This is a genomic window from Bradyrhizobium uaiense, assembly GCF_010811875.1.
Taxonomy (GTDB): domain Bacteria; phylum Pseudomonadota; class Alphaproteobacteria; order Rhizobiales; family Xanthobacteraceae; genus Bradyrhizobium; species Bradyrhizobium uaiense.
Map to the genome: position 1 here is coordinate 1 of NZ_VKHP01001222.1, position 220 is coordinate 220.

A 220-nucleotide genomic window follows, 5' to 3' on the forward strand; every position below is an offset into this window, starting at 1 on the left:
CCAGCACATCGTATATGTGGGCTTATCGCAGTGGCAAGGGCAGTCACGAGCCCATCGTTCTTCTGGATTATCAGCCGGGCCGCGGCCAAATCCACCCGCAGGCCTTCCTCGGCGATTACCGCGGCATCGTGATGAGTGACGGCTATACCGCATGGCGCACGCTGGAACGGGCCACCCACATCGGCTGCATGGCCCACTCCCGGCGGCGCTTTGTCGATGC

Annotated in this window: 1 protein-coding gene; it reads left to right on the top strand. The window is 63.2% G+C overall.

Features of this window, described 5'->3' with window-relative positions; translation table 11 throughout:
- Positions 1-220: IS66 family transposase (locus FNJ47_RS49380; RefSeq protein ID WP_163163925.1), on the top strand; the 220-nt coding region annotated here is incomplete at both ends.